Genomic DNA, 15,364 nt, shown 5'->3' on the forward strand with positions numbered 1-15,364 from the left:
ACCATGAAGCGCACCTTTCAAATCTACCGCTACGATCCGGACAAGGACGCCAAGCCCTACATGCAGACCGTGGAGATCGAACTCGACGGCCACGAGCGCATGCTGCTGGACGCCCTGGTGAAGCTCAAGGCGCAGGACCCATCCATCTCGTTCCGCCGTTCGTGCCGCGAAGGCGTCTGCGGTTCCGATGCGATGAACATCAACGGCAAGAACGGCCTGGCGTGCCTCACCAACATGAACACGCTCAAGGGCACCATCGTGCTCAAGCCACTGCCCGGGCTGCCCGTGATCCGCGACCTGATCGTGGACATGACGCAGTTCTTCAAGCAGTACAACTCGATCAAGCCGTACCTCATCACCGAAGGCATCACGCCCGAGAAGGAACGCCTGCAGAGCCCGGAAGAGCGCGATGAGCTCAACGGCCTGTACGAGTGCATCCTGTGCGCCAGCTGCTCGACGAGCTGCCCCAGCTTCTGGTGGAACCCCGACAAGTTCGTGGGCCCCGCCGGCCTGCTGCAGGCATACCGTTTCATTGCGGACAGCCGCGACGAGGCCACGGGCGCCCGTCTGGACAACCTCGAAGACCCCTATCGCCTGTTCCGCTGCCACACCATCATGAACTGCGTGGACGTGTGCCCCAAGGGTCTCAACCCCACCAAGGCCATCGGCAAGATCAAGGAACTGATGGTGCGTCGCGCCATCTGACCGCCATGGCCGACGACGAATTGCTCGACGAACGCGAGGCCGCCAAGCTGAAGTGGCGCAGCCGCCGCGGCCTGGTGGAGAACGATCTGTTCATCGAGCAGTTCTTCGCCACCTACGGCTCGCGCCTGACCCAGCGCCAGGCACAAGGTCTCACGACCTTGATGGACCTTTCCGACAACGACCTGCTGGACCTGCTGCTGCGGCGCAAGGAACCCACGGGCGAGATCGATACCAGGGACGTCAAGGAAGTGCTTGAACAGCTGCGCCGCAGAGCGTCAGCACCCCCTCCACCGCTTGCGGGCTAACAACAGAAGGAAACTGGAAATGAAACTGGCAGACAACAAGGCAACGCTATCGTTCAGCAACGGCAGCCCCAGCGTGGAACTTCCCGTGTACCAAGGCAGTATCGGCCCCGACGTGGTCGACATCCGCAAGCTGTACGCGCAGACGGGCATGTTCACCTACGACCCCGGTTTCCTTTCCACTGCGGCATGCCAGTCCTCGATCACGTACATCGACGGCGACAAGGGCGAGCTGCTATACCGCGGCTACCCCATCGAGCAGCTTGCCACGCAGTGCGACTTCCTGGAAACCTGCTACCTGCTGCTCAAGGGCGAACTGCCCAACCCCGCGCAGAAGACGGAGTTCAGCGACAGCGTGACCAAGCACACGATGGTCAACGAGCAGATGCAGTTCTTCCTGCGTGGCTTCCGCCGTGACGCCCACCCGATGGCCGTGCTGACGGGCCTGGTGGGCGCGCTCTCGGCCTTCTACCATGACAGCACGGACATCAACAACCCGCAGCACCGCGAGATCTCGGCCATCCGCCTGATCGCCAAGATGCCGACGCTGGTGTCAATGGCATACAAGTACGGCGTGGGCCAGCCCTACATGTACCCGCAGAACGACCTGAGCTATGCCGGCAACTTCCTGCGCATGATGTTCGGCACGCCGTGCGAAGAGTACAAGGTCAATCCGGTGCTCGAACGCGCGCTGGACCGCATCTTCATCCTGCACGCCGACCACGAGCAGAACGCCTCCACTTCCACGGTGCGCCTGTGCGGCTCCTCGGGCACCAACCCGTTCGCCGCCATCGCCGCGGGTGTGGCCTGCCTCTGGGGCCCCGCCCACGGTGGCGCCAACGAAGCCGCATTGAACATGCTGCACGACATCCAGGCGCAGGGCGGCGTGGAGAAGATCGGCGAGTTCATCAAGCAGGTCAAGGACAAGAACTCCGGTGTGAAGCTGATGGGCTTCGGTCACCGCGTGTACAAGAACTACGACCCGCGCGCCAAGCTCATGCAGGAAACCTGCAACGAAGTGCTGGCCGAACTGGGCCTCGAAAAGGACCCGCTGTTCGCCCTGGCCAAGGAACTGGAAAAAATCGCCCTGGAAGATGACTACTTCGTGCAGCGCAAGCTCTACCCGAACGTGGACTTCTACTCCGGCATCGTGCAACGCGCGATCGGCATTCCGGTGAACCTGTTCACCGGCATCTTCGCGCTGGCCCGCACCGTGGGCTGGATTGCCCAGCTGAACGAAATGATCGGCGACCCCGAGTACAAGATCGGCCGCCCCCGCCAACTGTTCGTGGGCGCGGAGCGCCGCGACGTGCAGCCGCTGGACAAGCGCTGAGCGGTATTTCTGGAGAGGGCCCTGGAATGGGCCTCTTCTCCGGAAGGCAAAGCCTGCAACATCGAATGCCAGTCAGCCAACGCTGGCTGGCATTTTTTGTTGGCATCCACGCCAAGGCTTTTTCTGGCGGCTTTGCGGGGGTTTATCCAAGCGATCCGAGACCACGGGAGCAAACCATTCGAGGCGCGACCTCGAAGACCCGGGACCAATTGCAAGAGCCGCATCCCCGCTGCCCCGCTGACACTTTGCGGCAGGACGCCCGAAAGTTCTTTCGGAAATAAAAAAAGCCTTCCAAATTGATGATTTGGAAGGCTTTTACCAATGGTTAGTTGGTAGGCGCGATTGGACTCGAACCACTTTCGCAGGGGTTTACGGTAGGTCCATGTCGGGTTGCCCCCTGCAGCCCAACCACCGGGGACCGACACGTATTCCCATCAAGTTCCCCGGGTAGTTCCCAGACGTGTTCCCAGCCTTCCAGACGGCGCCCCGTGAGCGAATACGCCACGCGGGTGGGAGAAAAGCTTCACGAGTAAGGGAGTCTGTGGGGCAGATGCTGTTGGATCTGCAGCCCGCAATCAGTACGAACTCATTCTAGAGGCCGAGAGCGGCCGAGACAAAACGCGACTGATGACCGCGCTTGATGCGATCAACAGCCGGTATGGGAAAGGCACCCTGCACGTGGGTGCTACCGGCTTGGACGGTGGCAGCCGCGAGTGGGGCATGAAGCAGGAACGGCGAACGCCACGCTACACGACACGGTGGAATGAGATACCAGCAGTAAGAGCTTGAAAGGAATTCAGCGCTGAAATGACGAATCAGCCGAGGACAATCTGAGACATCGACATAGGATTAAAAGCCTTAATCTTGCGGTTGAGTGTAGTCAACACGTTCTACTGTACACCCCACAGATTTAAAGCAACTCAATATCAGCGCGGCGCGCCTTGATTCAGGTTTCTGCTCAATAAAATTTGCACATGCGTTTACAAAATGAATTGGAAAATTCCCAATGAATTGGTCGTATGTATGCCGATGTTTATACAAATCTGTGCCAATTGAAAACAAAGACTTTAATCTATCACCGGACTCACTTGATACAGCCTCAAACACCCTATCGAAAGAGACATCACGCACTACTGCGATCTCAGGTGATGACCAATTCCTGGCCCGCACGACATCAAACAGCACATCCATAAAATCTCTCTTCGGCTTATTGAGCGTTTCCAATTCATTAATTATTTCAATTATCCTAGGATCAATTTTCCTACCGACAAAAGTATCAATGTCAAAATGGTATGGCTTGGCATCCGGGCGCTCCATGTATTTTCTTCTTGCCTCTCCCCACTCTTTGATAAATTTTAGTGCAACCTGGCTTCCTCCGTTATATTCCTCTAAAAGCTCGACCATGGTCGTCACGTTAAAAGCACTAATGTAAGGAGCGTGCTTAACCAAACCCTCCCCATTTTCGATTACTTCCTCATCCTTAACCTCAGGATTCCACTGACACCAATTGTAAAATACATTGCACTCATACTCTGCAATCAATGACAGATCTGCACTTGCATAAGCATTGATTATTGACTTGACTTTTGAATTATCAATGAGACCTTTACTCAAAAAATCAGCCACCAACAATTCAAAATCATCTGAGCTATGAATTTTTAACTTCATAAGCAAGTCTATCCACTGGCTCTCTTTCAAAGACTCACTAGATTCCTCAACCTCATCTGTCGAGTGACGCAAAAACGCTGCAACCCTTCCGTTGTACTTGAGTACCCAGTTCATTGAGGGGCCACCATCTATACCCCCATAATAAATTGCACTCAGGAGCACAATCGAAGGAATCGTACGCCTTAAAACGCCCTCGGCTAAAACTCCGCGCGCCACCACCAGTCCGTTAACCACTCGAATAATTTTTCGAAGAATTCGTATATTAGTAATGTCACAGAGTATAGCGGCCTCCCTAATAATTTCCCCACCTACTTGCGAAGGATCTGGACACGCTATTGCAAAAGCCTCTTCTGGCGTTGTATTAAGCTGAATCTCATCGTCAATAACTTTTTCCCGAAACTGATTCCATAGCGATGAGTCGTGCAGCTTGTCCGAATTAAGCACCAGAAGCACCCTGCAATTATACTGATTAACAAACTCATCAATAAATCCAAGAATTTCATCAATAGAAAGCTTATCATGCTTACGCTCGATGTCATCGATTATTAAGAGTTTACTCTTAAGCATCCTTGGCAACGCCAATATAGCCATGGCTTGGGCAGAATTAGAAATTCTAAATTTTTCCGTAATGGCTTTAAATAAATGCACGGTGCTCTTACGGAAAATTTTCAAGAACTCCGCCTCACCCCCATCCCGTGTAAATACGCGATCAAAGAATCGCAGCTGTAAATCGTCAATCGTGCTTAACCCAAAAATCGATATCTGCAGGCTACCTTTAAGATCGGGCACTACGTTTAAAGCCTTCAATTCGGCAAGCATATGAGTTTTTCCCGTCCCCCACTTCCCCGAGAGCGCGATTACTCTACTGTCTTTCATTTCGAGTAGATGCTGTAACCTACTACGAGTTTCTTTCATAGACACAAAAACACCCTCCTCTTCAGTGTATATTATGAAAAATAGGAAATATCAGAAAGACTTTCAAGCAAAAGCCTCGCGCCGGCAGCCACGCCCCAAGATTGTTACAAGCAATTTGCTCTACCATAGCGAACACTTAAAAATTCCGCTGTCTACTTTTAAATCAGTGCGCCAGTGCAGACGTATGCACTTGGCCCCGACGATACTCGATGGTCAAAATCTCATTCAATTGATTCTTACCTCGCCGTACCGTGCGCGGCAGATCGCGATCCATGCGGCAGTGTCTCGCTCGCTGGCGTAGCGGGCGGAATCGTCAGCGGTAGATCCGGCAGCGGGCGCTGACTTCACGGCAAGGGAAGACATCACACAAGTCGTCAAGTGTCACCCGCCGGCAATCTTCGAATCGCTCTTACGCTGGCTGGAAAAGCTCGTCCCCAGCCAGTAGGCCCCAATCACACCTAGCAGCGCCAGGATGGCAGTGACGATCTGGATGCGCAGGGTGTCGTTGTAAACGTCGGGGTGCACGAAAAGCATGTCCAGCAGGATTAATAGCGGCATCAGCAGGAAACCGGCGCTTACCCAGAACGCGGGATTCAACCAGAAACCGGGCGCATTGGGCTGCAGATAGACTGCATTGGCCTCACGCGCTGCAGTGATGCCCCCGCCAACCTCTTCCAGCCGGAACCACTGCGCTTCGATTGCCGCCTTTGCCGCTGCGGCAGCTTCTGGGTCGGCCTTGATAGTTTCCATCAGCTCCTGCTCATTGCGGGCGCCAATCGCCTCCTTCGCGGCAGACACGACGATCTCGGCGGCTTTGATGTTGCGCTCCGAAGTTTCAGAGCCGCTCGAAAACAACTTGCCCAGCTTGGGCACCAAGTCGATGAGGGATGGCAGCACAGCGGCGACGAATGGGGTCATGGGGGGCTCCTGTGAAAGAAGAGGTTGTGCGTGGGTGGAAAGATCAACGACAGGCGCAAGCGGCGGCTCTGCGCCTAGAACTTGTTTGACACGCTCCCAGCGAGCTACGCGGTCGGCCTGACCGTTCAATCCGCCGTTGATCTTTCTGGTGATCGCCTGGAATTGCCCCGCATCGGCCAGGGCGTTCAGATCCTTGTCGCTCCAGTAATCAGCAGCGCTGACTGCTGCCCAGTCTGGTGTGGCCAGCAGTTCCGGCCGCTCCTCAAAGTCGGGCACCTCATCGCCCAGACGCGCACGGAGTAGGTCGCGCACCCGGGCGTGGTTGTAGCGGCCGGTGGTCTGGATCAGCCCGTGGCCGCGGAAGCGCGACCCGTCCCCCGGTTGCACATTGCCAAGATCCTGGCGCCCCTCGTAGTCCTGCTGGGCGGGAGTCGGCCCCCAGATTTCTGAGGTGTAGCGGAAGCCGCCCGATTCGTGCCCGACTTGCGCCAAGAACGCCGCCACGCGCTCGGGCGTGTTGATCTCGTACAAACTGCAGGCAGCGCTGACGTGTGGCTCCCACTTGTTAGCCAGAGCCTGTGTGGCGCCAGCCGCGCGCAAGGCGGCGGAGGTGACGAGTTGCGTCATTTACGACTCCCGGGTTCAGCGGCGCGCCCGCGAAGAATGGCCAGGGATTCCTTGATCTCCTGGTTGCTCTTCTGGAGGTCTGACACCTGGACCTTGATCTCCTTGAGCGCATCCTTGGTGGACTCGCGGTCCTTGTCGGCCAGCACTTCGACCTGCGCGATCCGCCCGTCCTGCTTGGTCTGGTCCTCGCGGTAGGCTCCGTATGCCACGGCCACGCTGATGACAAACACCAGCGTTTGGATGATCGTGCCGGTGTTGATCGTTGGATCGAATTTCATGAGGCTCCCGGCCGTGTTGGTCTTGGTCATGGCTTTCCTTCGGACGTAAAAAAACCCGCTGTAGCGGGTTGGGCTGGATTGGGAATTGCGCGGATCACGGGGCGTCCTCCGGCGGCGCATCGCGCCACTGGATATCCTCAAAAAGCGGCTGCATCGGATCATCCTCCGACCAGCCAATCAGCCGCTTTCCTGCCGCGTTGATTTCATAATTCCGGGTTTGGAACATACCCGGAATGCGAGAAATATCCCATTCCATACCTTCGGGGATTGTGATATTACTGATAACCACATTCTCCTCATTCACCTGAATATAGTGTGGCATGGCCTGATCCTCAGTTAAAGATGACGATTTCCCAATTGATTTTCACAGTGGACGCCCCGCCTCCAGTATTGAAAACAATCGAATTGGCATTCAGTGTTGGAATAATCGAGCAGTCACCACCGCTGTAAGTGCCACTCGACTCAACCGTCACGCCCAGAACATTTACTTGGCACCGGGCTGGATCGACAGTAGGAATCGAGCTTGAGATCGTTGTGCTGATGCTTGGCTGCCCTTGAGCCATCCCACGCAGCACGGTGACGTTCGCATATTCGACCACCTCCCAAGCGACGTAGGCACCAGCCAAACCGGACTGCGAAGAGATGGCGACCGCCGCCCTATCAAGCAGGAGATTGGTGGTGCCGTTGAGCGCAATTCGTCCCATTGGTAGATAAGAGTTGTCGAGCATTCTTTCGATAACCCCATTGAGCTTTACACTGGCTTTTGCAACTTCGACGGCGGCGGGCAAAGGGATGTTGAATTGGCCAGTGCCGTTGCTCCCTGTGTAGAAAGTGCCGCGCTGCGAATATTTGACGCCCTCGCCTTTCAAGACGCTGTGTTTTACGGTTGCCATATTAATCAGCCATCCATGAATCGTTGAACAGGTTGTACGTGAACCCGAATACGGCAAACGCGCGATTGAGTTGCACGCTGTCCCCTGATGCGGCAAGCGAATACCCGTTTCCGATTACCGGCTTGTCTTTGTAGGCCAGCGTGTTATCGGCCCGCGAGTTGGTCACCACACGGAAACGGTCGCCGTCCTCGGGCGTGGCCGGGAAGCTCCAGGAGGCCACCGATCCGTTCAGCGCGACGGCGATCTGGTTGGTCCGGTTGAGGCCCAGCAACGTGCTGCCGTACATGTCGCCCCCGGTTACCGTGAGGGTGGACGTGGGCAGCGCGCCGGCAGGCTTCCAGCGCCCCCAGGTGGCCCCGACGCGGCGGCGCACGAAACCCAGCCCGGTCCCCGCAGCATTGCCAACGACGCTCGGCACGGCGGTCTGCTTGGCCCGGATGCCCGCGCCCGCCCCGAAACCCAGCGTCTCCACCACCCAGTCGTAAGACGTGCCCCAGCCCGCGCTGGCCGAGTTGGCCGTGATCACAGGCAGGTGCGTGGTTGCAAACGCGCTGTTGACGCCGGTGATGACCGTCACGCTGTTGAGCGGCGCGAGGTCCGCATCCGTGTACGTGCCCGCGGCGATGGTCTGCACGCCCGCTGCCGCCCCGTTGGCCGCCAGCACCAGCCGCCAGCTGGCCAGCGTGCCCGCGCCCATGGTGGCGTTGACCTGCAGGGTGATCTGGCCCGTGCTGCGGTCGTGCGCGGTCACAGGCCCGGCCATCCAGATGGAGGTGTCCGCCGTGCTGACCGCCGACACGTACTGCCCCACCGCGAAGGACTTACCCGCCTCGATCGCGAAGACCTTCGCGCCCAGGCCGATCGTCAGGCTGGTGGTGCTGGTGGACTCGAAGGCGAAAGCGGCCAGGCTCAGGGCCGTGTCCCGAGCTGCTTCCGACCCCTGCCGCGCAGTGGCCGCCAGCCCGGCCTGCTGGGTTGCCGTGCCCGCCGCCGTCTCAGCCTGGCCCTTCGCGGTAGTGGCCAGCCCCGCTTGCTGGGTCGCAGTGCCGGCGGCTGTCTCCGCCTGGCCCTTGGCCGTGACCGCAAGGCCCGCTTGCTGGGTTGCCGTGCCGGCCGCCGTCTCGGCCTGGCCCTTGGCCGTGACGGCTGAGCCAGCGGCGCTGTTCGCAGCCACGGCACGCTCGTTTGCGGCGACGGCGTTCGTGTAGCCGGCCTGCAGCATGAGGTTCATGGAGAACACAACGCCCGGCATGCTGGAGCCATAGGTGTAGGCGTCGGCATTGAACGTCGCGCTGCCCAATGGCGGGTAAATGGGCACCGTGGGTGCCGCAGGGATGGGGACGATGTCCGTCATACGTTTCCTTTGACTTGGATGGAGGCAGATGCGGTCGGCCCGCCGTCGGCACGGACCGTGCCGGTCACGGAACCCACCGTTGAGAGGTAGCCGAACTGCGGTAGGCCGCTGGCCTCGATCGCGACGGTCTGGTCCAGGATCCGGTCCAGCAGCGTCTTGGCCGCATTGGCCTGACCTGCATCGATGACGCAGTTCAAGGTCAGGTTGGTGGACAGCCGCCCACGCCGCCGCACGAAGGTGCCGTCCGAGTTCTCTTTGATGTAGGAATAGCTCTTGGTGGAAGCCTCCGCACCGGGGGTCACCGCGCCGATGTTCGCAACGGGCGCCACCAGCCGGCGCCACTGGCCCACGCTGATGAAGCCCACCGCCGCCTCGACGTTCGGGTCGTTCCGGGTCAGCTTGATGGTCACCTCGGCCAGTGGGTGGATCGGGATGTCCTTCAGCGTGAATTTGGTCTCCCGCTGCAGCACGCCGAACAGGTACTCGAACTCGCCATAGGCCTGCTCCCACAGGTCCATGTTGATCGGGGGCACCAGGTCCGCACCGCCGGGGCCGGCCTTCACGGTCACCTGCAGCGAGTCCGCCTCGATGCCGTAGAGGGCCAGCCCCGTGATGAAACCCGGCTTGAGCACATAGGTCAGCGAACCCTTCCGCCGGGCCCGCGTGAGCAAGTACTCGTCGAAGGGCGCCATGCGGTTGGTGGGTGCTGTCTCGTCTTTCAGCCAGAACTCCGCCGAGGCTGCGTCTGATGGGGGTGTGGTGTTGTTGGTCGGAACCTTCACGCATTCATAGGTGTAGCCGTCATAGACACGACGGTCTTTCACCACGTAGTTCGTGCCTGATACCCACGCCACCTCGCCCACCGATGCATCGACCACGGGGATGGTGGTCCCCGCGCCGAACATGGCTGGCGTGATCGTGGTCGGTAGCAAGATGTTCACGCCATTTCCTCCATGCGCAGGCTGTTGCCGCCCTGGCTCACGTCATCGAACTGCTCGACCATCTGCGGCAGCGTCTGGGTGTTGTCCGCGGTGCGATCGGCAGCGCCGCGCAGGGCGGCCACCTCCTTGCGCAGCGCGCGGACTTCCTCCAGCAGCTGCGCTTGATCAGCGGCGCCACCCCATGCCGTTCCGCTGGCCCATGGGTTGAACGCCTTGGGCACGATGGCCTCGCCCTCGTGGATCTGGGCCAGCATGTCCCTCTGGACGTAGTTGGTCCCCACCGCGAAGGCAGGGATGCCCACCGTGGCGCCAGCTTTCACCCAGTCGCTTTCGTAGAAGCCGCTCAGGATGGAAAGCATCTGCATCGTTCCGCCCGCAGCCTTCGCCGCCTCCAGCAGGCCGCGCAGGTCGCCCGTGCCGTCGTATGCGTGGTAGACCGGCGCCAGCGCGTCCAGCCTGGCAATCAGGTCTTGGTCGATGATCGGTTCGTACCAGACGCCTGCCGTCCCCGCGGACATGACCTGGCGGTACTTGGCCTCTGGCTGGGCCGCAGGCGTCGTGCTACCACTCCCGCCCCACGAAGCGCCGCCGCTGTTGATCTGGCTGGGGGCCTTCGTGTTCACGCCCGCCGCCTTCGCGCCCAGCACCGCCGCGAGGTTGTTGACGGCGTCCGCGACCGAGATCGTGGCGTCGAACGTCCCGTTGGCGATGTCGATCTGCCGGCGGTAGTGGTCCAGCAGCTCCTGCTGCACCTTCAACTGCCGGTTGATCGATTCGGTCTGGGCGTCCAGCGCGTCCGACTGGTCTTGCAGCGCCGCCAGCTGCTGCTCGGCGATGGTCTTCTGGCCTCCGCTGATGGCTTCGAGCTGCGACAGCGTGCCGGCCAGCACCAGGCGATCGCGATCCTGCGCAAACTGCGACACGTAGGCGCCCGCCTCCACTCCGCTGCGGGCCGCCGCAATGGCTTCCTGCAGCGCGTTCTGGTCGGGTAGGTAGCCGGTCACCTGCGCATTCGACAGCGCTTTCTCCACGAACGCCCAGCCCTGGGCGGCCTGCATCGATGCTGTGGAATCCACCTGGCCGTAGAGCTCACGCGCATTGCTGCGCACCAGCTCGAAAACCCCGGTGATCAGCGACAGCGATTCCTGCGACAGCTCGCGCTGCTTGTTAATCGCCGTGCGCTGCGCATCGATCGCCTCCAGCTGCGCGTTCAGCCGCTCGCTTTCCAGCGTGACGGCGTTCTGCAGCTTGGTGTATGCGTCCTCCCTGTCCTGCTGAGCCTTGGCCAGCGCCGTCGCTGCGTCCTCCGCTTTGTAGATCTCGATCACCATCGCCGCCAATGCCGGGTTCAACTCCAGCAGGGCGTAGTACTCCTGCAGGCGGCGCAGGTCGAGGGCCTCGCGGTCCTTGCCCTGTGCGATCAGCAGGCGCTGCTCCAGGTCCCGGCCCTTGTCCGTGATGCTCTGCTGCTTGCGCGCTGCCTCGGCCGCAGCCGTCGCCGCGTTGTCCGTGGCCACGGCCACAGAATCGAACGCGCCGGCCAACTGCAACAGCAGGGCGTAGGCCTTGCGGCCGGCATCCGTGTTCAGGTCCTGCGCCTCCACGAGGGCCCGGTACTGCGCCCGCGCGTCCGTCGCGTCGATGTCCGGCAGCTTGATGTCCAGCGTGCCCAGCTGCTTTTCCAGCTGGGTCTTCAGGTTGGCCCTGCGCTCATCCTCCGAGAAAAACTTGTCGTAGTACGTGCCCAGGTTGGCCTGCAGCTTGTCGAAGCCCCCCGACAGTTCGCCGATCGCGGCAGCCGCGTCGAACGTCAGGTCGGCCAGCTTGTCGAGCCCCATAGCGTCGAGCGCCGCCTTGAACGTCGTCACGCCCGCTATCTGCGCGTTGATCGCCACCAGCAGGGCGTCCGCCGCTTCGCTGGTCAGCGCCTCGGCGTCAACGTCGATCATCTTTTTGATGCTCTCGGGGATGTCGCTCACGCTCTGCAGCGCCTGGATCGTGGACTGTTTCAAGTCCAACGAGAAATTCTCTAAGGCCGTTTTGAAGTCCGGGCTGTTGGTCGAAAACCGCTCGTACAGCGTGCCCGCGTAGTTGTCCCCCTGGCCGCTCTCCCCGAAGGTCTTGCCGCCCGAGGTCGTGCCCCCAGAGAACACGCCGCCGCGCCCCTTCTCCGAGGTTTCTAGCCCAGCCCAAAAGCCCGTGACTGTGCTCGCGCTGCCCAGCGCCTGCAGCATGGCGTTGATGCCCGCCGCAGTGCCGGACACGGCCTTGCGGATCGCGTCTTCCTGGGCTGCATCAACAGGGTCGCCCTCCAGCCGGTAGGCCTGCCCATCGGTCAATCCGATGCGCTGGCCGTTGCTGAAATCCCGGTCGTACTGCTGGCCTTGGTACGTGTACGTCTGCCCACGGCGCTGGTTGGTCACGCTGCCGTCGTACGCCACCGCAAACTGCCCCCCGGTCCGCGTCTCGCCCTTGAAGGATCCAGCCAGCGCCGCAATCGCGCCCAGGCCAACGGCAATAGGGCCCAGTGCGCCAGCAATCGTGCCCAGCCCGCCGAGAAGGTCGCCTGCGCCCAGGGCAACGCCGCCTGCATCCAACGCGCCGAACAGCCCCGCCTCTCCAAGCAGCCCCGAAAGCCCGGCATTCAGCCCCATGCCAAACGATCCACCGCCCAGGCCCAACAGCGATCCGATGTTGCTGATACCGCCAAGGCCAGAGGCGCCGCCACCCATCAGCCCGTTGGTGAGGCCGGAGACCACGCCGGAGACCGGCGCCACGATCGCACTGATGATGGGGCGCAGCACCAGCGTGCCGAACATGTTCTTGAGCGTGTCCCGCAGGTTTTGCGCGAATCCCTTGCCGGACTCAAACCCGCGCAGCAGCGCATCGGTCAGGCTGCGGTTGATCTCGTCGGTGGTCTTCGCCCAGTCGTCGCGGATCGCCTTCGAAACCGCGGCCTCACCCTCGATGCGCTTGGCCTGCTGCAGCTTGTCGCGTTGCGCCTGCTTTTCGTCGTCGGACAGGGTGGACTTGTTGATCTTGTCCAGCTCCTTGGCGTACTTCAGTTCAACCTGCCGTAGCGCCACGATCTTCTCGCGCTCCAGGGCGGTGAGGCCGACCAACTGTGCCTCATCCTCGTATAGCTTGGCCTGTTCTTGGGCGTTGCGCAGGATCTCGTCGGTGTGGGCGTTGATCGTCTTCAGGTCACCCTGTTGGAGCGATGCCACCCAGCGCTTTTGCGCATCGATCGCTGCGTCCATCGCTGCCAGGTGCTCCGCAGTCCACGGGCCAGCGTCCTGCTCCATCGAGCGCGCCAGCTCAGCCTGCGCGAGGTTCATCTCGGCAATGGCCGTCTTCGACTTCCCGAAGGATGCATTGGCGGCCTCTTGCGCATCGGCCTGCTTGTTGGTGGCCTCGGCGCCCTTGTAGATCGACTCCAAGAACTTTTGGAAGCCGGCCTCAGAATCGGCTTGGCTCTTGATGCTCTTTTCCGTCTCGATGCGGACCTTCTGGACCACAGCAAGCCGATTGGCCTCTACCAGTTCCAGTTGCTTCACGGCACGGGTGCGGGCATCCAGCTTCCCGTTCAACTCCTCTTGAATCTTGGCGGCAAGGCGCTCTCCCTCTGTGAGCTTGTCCGCCGCAGTGCCTCGCTCCTTCAAGCGAGCAATGTAGGACTCCTCGTCCTTGATCTTCGCGCGGATGCCGGCCAGTTCGGATTGGCCAACCATTTGCCCCGCGCTGGCCTTCTTGCTGAGCGCATCGAGCCGCTCCTTCACGCCATCCAGGCGCGCCTGAAGCTCTTGTGCTTCCGAACTGGTGCCCTTCCCCGCTTCTTTCAGCTTGGTCAGGACAGTGCGCAGGCGATCGCCCTGCTCCCGCACTTCCGCCATGGAGGACGCCACCGACTTGTAGCTCTTGGTGGCCTCCAGAGCAGACTTCGCCTCGTCATCCAAGGTGCTGACGGGAGCGCCCCAAGATCCCGTGGCGCCTCCAGTGCTGGGTGCCCATGAGCCTTCCGCACCTCCAGTGTTCACAGATGAGGCAGGAGCGGACGCGAATGTCCGGTAGACCGCTCCATTGAGGCCACCCTTGAACTGGTCCTCCAGCCAAGGCGGCAGCCGCGCCCTTCCCAGCCACTCCACCAGGGTCGACACCTTCGTGATGAGCCCAGCGAACATTTCGTTGGCGGCCTTCAGCCCACCCGCATCGTTGATGCGCGAAATGGTCAGCGTCCACGCGTCGCCCAGGCCATTCATGGCCTTTTCCAACGGGGTCAGTGAGTCCTGCGCCAAGCCCTGGGTGGACGCCTTCAGCGCATCGAATAGCACCGCCTGAGCGCCCGCCTTGTCACCGACCGCCAGCATTGCATCCACAGCGAGATACTGGCTTGCAGTCAGGACATTCAGAGCCTCGTCCAACTGCTTTGCACCCTTGGCAGGATCGTTGAACGCTTGAGCGAGCGTCTTCGCTGCAGTCGGGGCATCGGTGCCAGTGGCCACGGCGAAATCGGCCACGCTCAGTGCCAGATCCCGGAACAGCTTGCCCCCGACCTCGCGGGTCTTCACGAACTCATTGATGATGGCGGAAGCTGCTGCCTTGGACACATCAGGCAAAAACGTCAGTTCCTGCTTCAATGCTTTGATCTGGTCGCGCGTCAGGTCTGCAGAGCGTCCAGTGGCTTGGAGCTGGATCGCGATGGAGTTAGACGATCGCAGCGAGTCTTCCGCGCGGAACATGGCAAAGCCAAGCCCGGCGACAGCGGCAGCTGCTACCGTGAATGGGCTGACCAGTCCGAGGACATAACCGCCGAGCGCTCGCGCGGCATTGCCGGCACCACCAAACATGTCCTTCAATTGCCCGCCCTGCTGAAGCAGCACCGTCAGCGGGGCCTGGCCGCCTTGCAGGCTCGTGATGATGTCGGTGAACTGCGCAGGCACGCCGCGCAATGCGGCAGCGGTCTGCTTTGCGGACACGCCCATGGTGTTCAAGGAACCGCTGGCTGCCTGCTGCGCGCGCTCCACCTGACGTAGCTGGTCGATGTACGGTTTGAGTACGTCTGCGCTCACGCCGCGCTGCTGGCCCAACGCCTCGTAATAGGAGGCGCTGCCCTTCTCTCCGGCCTTCATAGCGGCGGTGGCGCGCTCGATGCTTCCGATGATGGAGCGGGCGGCGCCGTCCACCTTCTGGGACGCAGCAGGCGCACCATCCCCAATGGCGGCAAGGCCCTTCGCGGCCTGCTGGCCGGACTGCTGGACGTCCTGGGCCATGTCGCGCACGTCGCGCTTGATGCCATCGAGGCCTGGCTTCACGCCAGAGGCGTCCACCTCGAAGGCCAGTGCCGCTTTGCGCTCTTGATCTGCCATTTCGGATCGCCCAAAGAAAAAGCCCCGCGGTGTGAGCCGCAGGGCATGTGTAGATCGCCCACTA

Annotated in this window: 12 protein-coding genes; 4 read left to right on the forward strand and 8 right to left on the reverse strand. The window is 60.6% G+C overall.

The genetic code is table 11. The features are described from left to right. The first annotated feature begins 3 nt into the window (after positions 1–3). From AC27KI_RS00140 to AC27KI_RS00155, 4 genes are all read left to right on the forward strand, one after another. Positions 4–705 carry a succinate dehydrogenase iron-sulfur subunit gene (locus tag AC27KI_RS00140; protein ID WP_272548188.1) on the forward strand — a complete coding sequence of 234 codons (702 nt, stop codon included), beginning with the start codon at positions 4–6 and terminating at the stop codon, positions 703–705. Positions 706–710: 5 nt separating this feature from the next. After that, a complete protein-coding gene (locus AC27KI_RS00145) occupies positions 711–1,010 on the forward strand; it encodes a succinate dehydrogenase assembly factor 2 (RefSeq protein ID WP_284403346.1) in 300 nt (99 codons plus the stop codon). A gap of 19 nt (positions 1,011–1,029) precedes the next feature. After that, on the forward strand, positions 1,030–2,340 hold the full coding sequence (locus AC27KI_RS00150; protein ID WP_284399417.1) for a citrate synthase: 1,311 nt from the start codon (positions 1,030–1,032) through the stop codon (positions 2,338–2,340). 627 nt (positions 2,341–2,967) lie between these two features. After that, the gene (locus AC27KI_RS00155; RefSeq protein WP_487112006.1) at positions 2,968–3,129 is read left to right on the forward strand and encodes a DUF4113 domain-containing protein; all 162 of its coding nucleotides are present in this window, start codon (positions 2,968–2,970) and stop codon (positions 3,127–3,129) included. Between the two features lie 69 nt (positions 3,130–3,198). Here the strand turns inward: AC27KI_RS00155 and AC27KI_RS00160 are convergent, their stop codons facing one another. The 8 genes from AC27KI_RS00160 to AC27KI_RS00195 form a co-directional block, all read right to left on the reverse strand. Further along, positions 3,199–4,923, reverse strand: coding sequence for a P-loop NTPase fold protein (locus tag AC27KI_RS00160; protein WP_487112008.1), 1,725 nt, complete (start codon positions 4,921–4,923; stop codon positions 3,199–3,201). A 381-nt stretch (positions 4,924–5,304) separates the two neighbouring features. After that, positions 5,305–6,468, reverse strand: coding sequence for a glycoside hydrolase family 19 protein (locus AC27KI_RS00165; RefSeq protein WP_487112010.1), 1,164 nt, complete (start codon positions 6,466–6,468; stop codon positions 5,305–5,307). Continuing rightward, a complete protein-coding gene (locus AC27KI_RS00170) occupies positions 6,465–6,776 on the reverse strand; it encodes a hypothetical protein (RefSeq protein ID WP_487112012.1) in 312 nt (103 codons plus the stop codon). The genes AC27KI_RS00165 and AC27KI_RS00170 overlap by 4 nt, the downstream gene beginning before the upstream one ends. A 64-nt stretch (positions 6,777–6,840) precedes the next feature. Beyond that, positions 6,841–7,068: a hypothetical protein gene (locus AC27KI_RS00175; RefSeq protein WP_487112014.1), complete on the reverse strand. Its 228-nt coding sequence runs from the start codon at positions 7,066–7,068 to the stop codon at positions 6,841–6,843. A 10-nt stretch (positions 7,069–7,078) separates the two neighbouring features. After that, on the reverse strand, positions 7,079–7,639 hold the full coding sequence (locus AC27KI_RS00180) for a hypothetical protein (RefSeq protein ID WP_487112016.1): 561 nt from the start codon (positions 7,637–7,639) through the stop codon (positions 7,079–7,081). A 1-nt stretch (position 7,640) separates the two neighbouring features. Beyond that, positions 7,641–8,993 (reverse strand): hypothetical protein, encoded by a 1,353-nt coding sequence (locus tag AC27KI_RS00185; RefSeq protein WP_487112018.1) that lies wholly within the window; start codon positions 8,991–8,993, stop codon positions 7,641–7,643. Then, complete coding sequence (locus AC27KI_RS00190) at positions 8,990–9,934, reverse strand: hypothetical protein (RefSeq protein ID WP_487112020.1); 945 nt, start codon at positions 9,932–9,934, stop codon at positions 8,990–8,992. The genes AC27KI_RS00185 and AC27KI_RS00190 overlap by 4 nt, the downstream gene beginning before the upstream one ends. Further along, entirely contained in the window at positions 9,931–15,300 is a 5,370-nt protein-coding gene (locus AC27KI_RS00195) for a phage tail length tape measure family protein (protein ID WP_487112022.1), read from the reverse strand. The genes AC27KI_RS00190 and AC27KI_RS00195 overlap by 4 nt, the downstream gene beginning before the upstream one ends. Positions 15,301–15,364 lie beyond the last annotated feature (64 nt).

This window comes from Acidovorax sp. KPB24-03, assembly GCF_057546605.1.

What these genes read in the sequence shown, in the direction of transcription:
- AC27KI_RS00140 (WP_272548188.1), top strand. Translation starts at nt 4, where the DNA reads ATGAAGCGCACCTTTCAAATCTACCGCTACGATCCGGACAAGGACGCC.
- AC27KI_RS00185 (WP_487112018.1), bottom strand. Translation starts at nt 8,993, where the DNA reads ATGACGGACATCGTCCCCATCCCTGCGGCACCCACGGTGCCCATTTAC.
- AC27KI_RS00150 (WP_284399417.1), top strand. Translation starts at nt 1,030, where the DNA reads ATGAAACTGGCAGACAACAAGGCAACGCTATCGTTCAGCAACGGCAGC.
- AC27KI_RS00175 (WP_487112014.1), bottom strand. Translation starts at nt 7,068, where the DNA reads ATGCCACACTATATTCAGGTGAATGAGGAGAATGTGGTTATCAGTAAT.
- AC27KI_RS00165 (WP_487112010.1), bottom strand. Translation starts at nt 6,468, where the DNA reads ATGACGCAACTCGTCACCTCCGCCGCCTTGCGCGCGGCTGGCGCCACA.
- AC27KI_RS00195 (WP_487112022.1), bottom strand. Translation starts at nt 15,300, where the DNA reads ATGGCAGATCAAGAGCGCAAAGCGGCACTGGCCTTCGAGGTGGACGCC.
- AC27KI_RS00170 (WP_487112012.1), bottom strand. Translation starts at nt 6,776, where the DNA reads ATGACCAAGACCAACACGGCCGGGAGCCTCATGAAATTCGATCCAACG.
- AC27KI_RS00145 (WP_284403346.1), top strand. Translation starts at nt 711, where the DNA reads ATGGCCGACGACGAATTGCTCGACGAACGCGAGGCCGCCAAGCTGAAG.
- AC27KI_RS00155 (WP_487112006.1), top strand. Translation starts at nt 2,968, where the DNA reads ATGACCGCGCTTGATGCGATCAACAGCCGGTATGGGAAAGGCACCCTG.
- AC27KI_RS00160 (WP_487112008.1), bottom strand. Translation starts at nt 4,923, where the DNA reads ATGAAAGAAACTCGTAGTAGGTTACAGCATCTACTCGAAATGAAAGAC.
- AC27KI_RS00180 (WP_487112016.1), bottom strand. Translation starts at nt 7,639, where the DNA reads ATGGCAACCGTAAAACACAGCGTCTTGAAAGGCGAGGGCGTCAAATAT.